This window comes from Methanophagales archaeon (assembly GCA_021159465.1).
In the GTDB taxonomy this organism is placed as follows: domain Archaea; phylum Halobacteriota; class Syntropharchaeia; order Alkanophagales; family Methanospirareceae; genus G60ANME1.
The window spans coordinates 1-4023 of the sequence record JAGGRR010000139.1 but is presented as its reverse complement, the minus strand read 5'-3'; the positions used below and the strand labels follow the sequence as shown (position 1 = coordinate 4023).

General features: G+C 45.1%; 5 protein-coding genes. 4 read left to right on the top strand and 1 reads right to left on the bottom strand.

The genetic code is table 11. The annotated features are described in order from the left end of the window. Nucleotides 1-323: 323 nt before the first annotated feature. From J7J01_06425 to J7J01_06410, 4 genes are all read left to right on the top strand, one after another. Nucleotides 324-1079, top strand: a complete 756-nt coding sequence (locus J7J01_06425) for an SIMPL domain-containing protein (GenBank protein ID MCD6210508.1) — start codon at nucleotides 324-326, stop codon at nucleotides 1077-1079. A 78-nt stretch (nucleotides 1080-1157) separates the two neighbouring features. Continuing rightward, a complete protein-coding gene (locus J7J01_06420) occupies nucleotides 1158-1874 on the top strand; it encodes a 30S ribosomal protein S4e (protein MCD6210507.1) in 717 nt (238 codons plus the stop codon). Nucleotides 1875-1899: 25 nt separating this feature from the next. Next, nucleotides 1900-2424, top strand: coding sequence for a 50S ribosomal protein L5 (locus tag J7J01_06415; protein ID MCD6210506.1), 525 nt, complete (start codon nucleotides 1900-1902; stop codon nucleotides 2422-2424). A 19-nt stretch (nucleotides 2425-2443) separates the two neighbouring features. After that, the gene (locus J7J01_06410) at nucleotides 2444-3367 is read left to right on the top strand and encodes a DUF1638 domain-containing protein (GenBank protein MCD6210505.1); all 924 of its coding nucleotides are present in this window, start codon (nucleotides 2444-2446) and stop codon (nucleotides 3365-3367) included. Here the strand turns inward: J7J01_06410 and J7J01_06405 are convergent. Next, nucleotides 3310-4023: hypothetical protein (locus J7J01_06405; GenBank protein ID MCD6210504.1), on the bottom strand; the 714-nt coding region annotated here is incomplete at its 5' end. The two genes, J7J01_06410 and J7J01_06405, sit on opposite strands and share 58 nt — an antisense overlap.

Below are 4023 nucleotides of genomic sequence, written 5' to 3'. Positions count from 1 at the left end.
AAACTTGTTTTAGCCATAGAATACCACTCTTTAAAGCCGTTGGCTTTTAGATTTACTCTGTCATCTGTGACAAAGATTGCTTCTCTTAGTGTCGTTTTGGTTGGAATTGCCATTTCTTTTGGTTTCAGGGATAAAGGAAGCCTACAAAGGCTTGCTGAATGGTGACATTTTGAAAGGGGTTAATCGATTACCATCGCGTCCAGCTCAAAAACAAAAAGTTCCTCACGCGTGTGTGGGCATTATTTTACGATTTGTTGGATAGGTTCCCACTGACCACAAATCTTATATTGCACCATTCTTAACTATAGCTGAGATACAAATAAATGAAAAATAATATAGCAATAGGAATAATAGCCACACTGGTGATCTGCCTGGCTATTGTGTGTGTCGCATACATCAATCCCGGCGTGAACGCGACAAGTGGAGAGGGTAATTCCACCATCTCTGTTTCTGGAACCGGGATTATAAAAACAGAGCCGAATCAGGCTAAAGTGTACCTGGGTGTGGAGACGCAATCGAGGGATGTAACAGAAGCTTTAGAGGAGAACTCTTTAAAGATGCAATCCATAATCAAAGCGATCAAAAAGCTCGGAATACCAAAAGATAGTATAGAAACGACTTATTTTAGTGTCTATCCGATTAGAGATTACGAAAAGAGCGGTGAAGACATCATTGGATACAGGGCGAGTAACGAAATAACCGTTGAACTCCATGATCTGGATAAAATAGGGGCAGTTATTGAAGAAGCCATGAACGCAGGCGCCAACAAAGTGAGAAGGATAGAATTCGGATTGACAGAAGATAAGAAGCGAGAGGTGAAGAACGAAGCGCTAAAAGAAGCCTGTAAGGATGCAAGAACGAAAGCTGATGCGATAGCCAGTGGTTTAGGTCTTAAAATCACCAGAATAGCCACGGCAAGGGAGAGTGGTACTTATGTGGCGCCATATCGAACAGAAGTATTTGGCGGTGAATACGCCATGCCAGTTCCAACTCCAGCTCCAAAGGCGATATCACCACCAATCGAGCTTAAAGAAGTGAAAGTCAGCGCTACAATTGATATCACCTACGAGTGCAGGTGAGAATTAAGTAACATCTATTAATATACTTACAGTGATAAATAAATAGGTGGAGAATGAATAATATATTGACGGTGTAAAATGAGCAAGCATCAGAAGCGAATAGCGGCACCAAGAAGCTGGCAGATAAGCAGGAAGATTGCCTGGTGGACTGTAAAGTCTAGACCGGGACCTCACCCAGGGGACAGGAGCATACCTCTGCTCCTGATTGTAAGGGATATGCTTAAATTGGCGGATAACAGTAAAGAGGCGAAGCGGATACTGAATGAAGGTAAGATTCTGGTTGACGGGCGTATAAGGAAAGACCATAAATTCCCGGTTGGTATATTCGACATCCTCTCTATTCCGGAGATAGAAGCGAATTACATGGTATTGATGGACAAGCGTGGTAAACTGTCACTGCATCCGATAAGCCCAGAAGAAGCCAGGAATAAACTCTGCCGCGTGGAGAACAAGCGGATGTTACGGGGAGGGGTGATACAATTGAACCTGCATGACGGGCGAAACCTCCTGCTGGGAGATGAGGATGGAGAGGTAAGAACACATGATTCTATCATGCTCACTCTGGGCTCGAACGCGATATCGCAGCATTTCGCTTATAAGGTTGGCAGTAAAGCGATGGTAATCGGGGGGAGGCATTCAGCGCAGATAGGGGAGATAGAGGAGATAAAGGTGGTAAGAAGTCCGGAGCCAAATGTAGTAATATTGAAGTCACTTGAGGATGGAACGAGTTTCGAGACGATAGAGGATTATCTATTTGTAGTCGGAGAGGATAAGATAGCGATACCGGTGAAGTGAAGTGAACGGGAGGGAGTAAATAAAGATGGAATCGAATCAGAATCCAATGAGGAGGATAGAAGTGGATAAAGTAGTGATAAACATGGGTGTAGGTGAGAGTGGCGAGAAGCTGGCAAAAGCAGAGAAACTGCTCGCTGAGCCCGCAATTGCCGGTCAAAAACCGATAAAAATCGCAGCAAAACGGACGATCCAGCCTTTTGGTATAAAACGCGGTGAGGCAATCGCATGTAAAGTCACTCTTCGGGGTGCCCGTGCACATGATTTCCTGACACGCGTATTTAAAATACAGAATAAACTTTATATGAGCCAATTTGATACCTCCGGCAATTTCTCATTCGGAATTGCAGAACATACCGATTTTGGTATTCGCTATGATCCAAATGTCGGTATCTTCGGTATGGACGTCTCAGTATCTCTGAAAAGACCGGGTTATCGAATAAAGGAGCGCCGGATACAGCGAAAAAAGGTACCAGCCAGGCATAGACTAACTAGGGATGAGTGCATAGCATTTCTTGAGAAGGAGTATGGTGTGGAAGTGGTGGCGGAATAAAGCCTAGCCAAAACGCACCATGCACCTCGGAATAATCACCTGTGAGATTCTGAGGCGTGAGATACATGATGTCGTTATATGGACCGGCATCAAGCGTGTATTCATCGTATTACCAGATACAACGAATCCCGCAATCCTCATGGCGAGCCGGGAGATGAATACGCGATTTCTTACCGAGCTCGCTAAAGAGGAAGAGATAGAGATAAAAGAGAAGCGTCTTGATGATATCAGGCGTGAGATTAAGGACAATAAGCTTATGGATTCGGTGATTATTATAGTGATGGAGTTAAGATTGCATGACTATCCCTGGAAGCTACTGGCTGCGATAGGAGATGGGTTGAAGGAACTGAGTCCAGTGGTTGATCTCGTCCTGCTTGGTTACGGGTTGTGTGGCTGCACATCAGACGAGCTGGAAGAGCTGATACGTAAAGTCCCTGTGCCCGTAGTGATACCGAGAGGAGCAAGAGGTGAGATATTGAACAATTGCATAGAGATTGCTCTCGGCAGAGAAAGGGTGCAAGAGCTGCTGAGCGAGGAGGCTGGTACTTTCTTCATGACGCCTGCCGGTGCTTCAATAATAAAAGAGCCTCAGGTGATTCTGAAATCGAGCATAAATATAACGGCTGGCGGCTGGGGCTACAACTACAGATGCCGGAGTGCAACAGCAACAGCAGCAGCGATAGATACTTCAAATATAATAAAACTGCTGAAGAATCATTACAAACGCGTTATTAAGGTATGCTACTCGGAGGCAGATGAGAGAGATGAGGAATTTGAAAGGGTAGTGAGGAATTTCGCAGCTAAATTTGGACTGATGATAGAATCGGTTAGGGGCTCTTCCCGCGCTATGACCGATGCCCTCGCCTCCTTCCTATCATCAAGTCATCAAGAACCACGAACACGAAGCTTAAAAGGTGAGAATTCGTGCCCGCCTCCCTCGTAAAATTTCGTGAACCACTCATAGAAATGCAACCTGATGGTGTGGATACCAGCCATTATCGCTTCAAGAACTATCACAAGTGCAGTTCCAAGCAAAAATACCAGCGCCGCCATTACCGGTCCTAATACAGGTACCGGCATCTTCAAGCACATAAAAGTGAAGATGATGAAGACCTCAATCAGAGCAGCATGACAGAGTGCGAGCGCCAGAATCCTGCCATAAGAGACGGTATTCGCGAGGAATCGGAAGAAATTCTCCAGTAGTGCATCTATTACACCATCGATGAGAATGATAAGATAATCCATGATGCTCTTCTTCCCGGCACTTCCACCTTCCCCTTCACCGCCCTCATGCCTTAATTCCTCCGCCACTTTGAGTATAAAGAGTAAAGCGATAGGTAAGAGCACGAATATGGTTACATTTCTCAGCAATACCGGTGTGTTGTGCTCCTGGAGCTCCGTGAAGTAGAAACCAAAGAGTACCAGTAAGAAGTAGAGAGCACCCGCTAAACACCATATCTTTACCAGCTCATTTACCATCCCTTGTAATCTCTTAGCTCGAACCTGATTTATCACATTGAATACCAAACCAAGCCCCATATGCGCCGCACCTATCAGGAGAGTAATAACAAAGAAGAGCTTTACCTGTACAATGGGCTC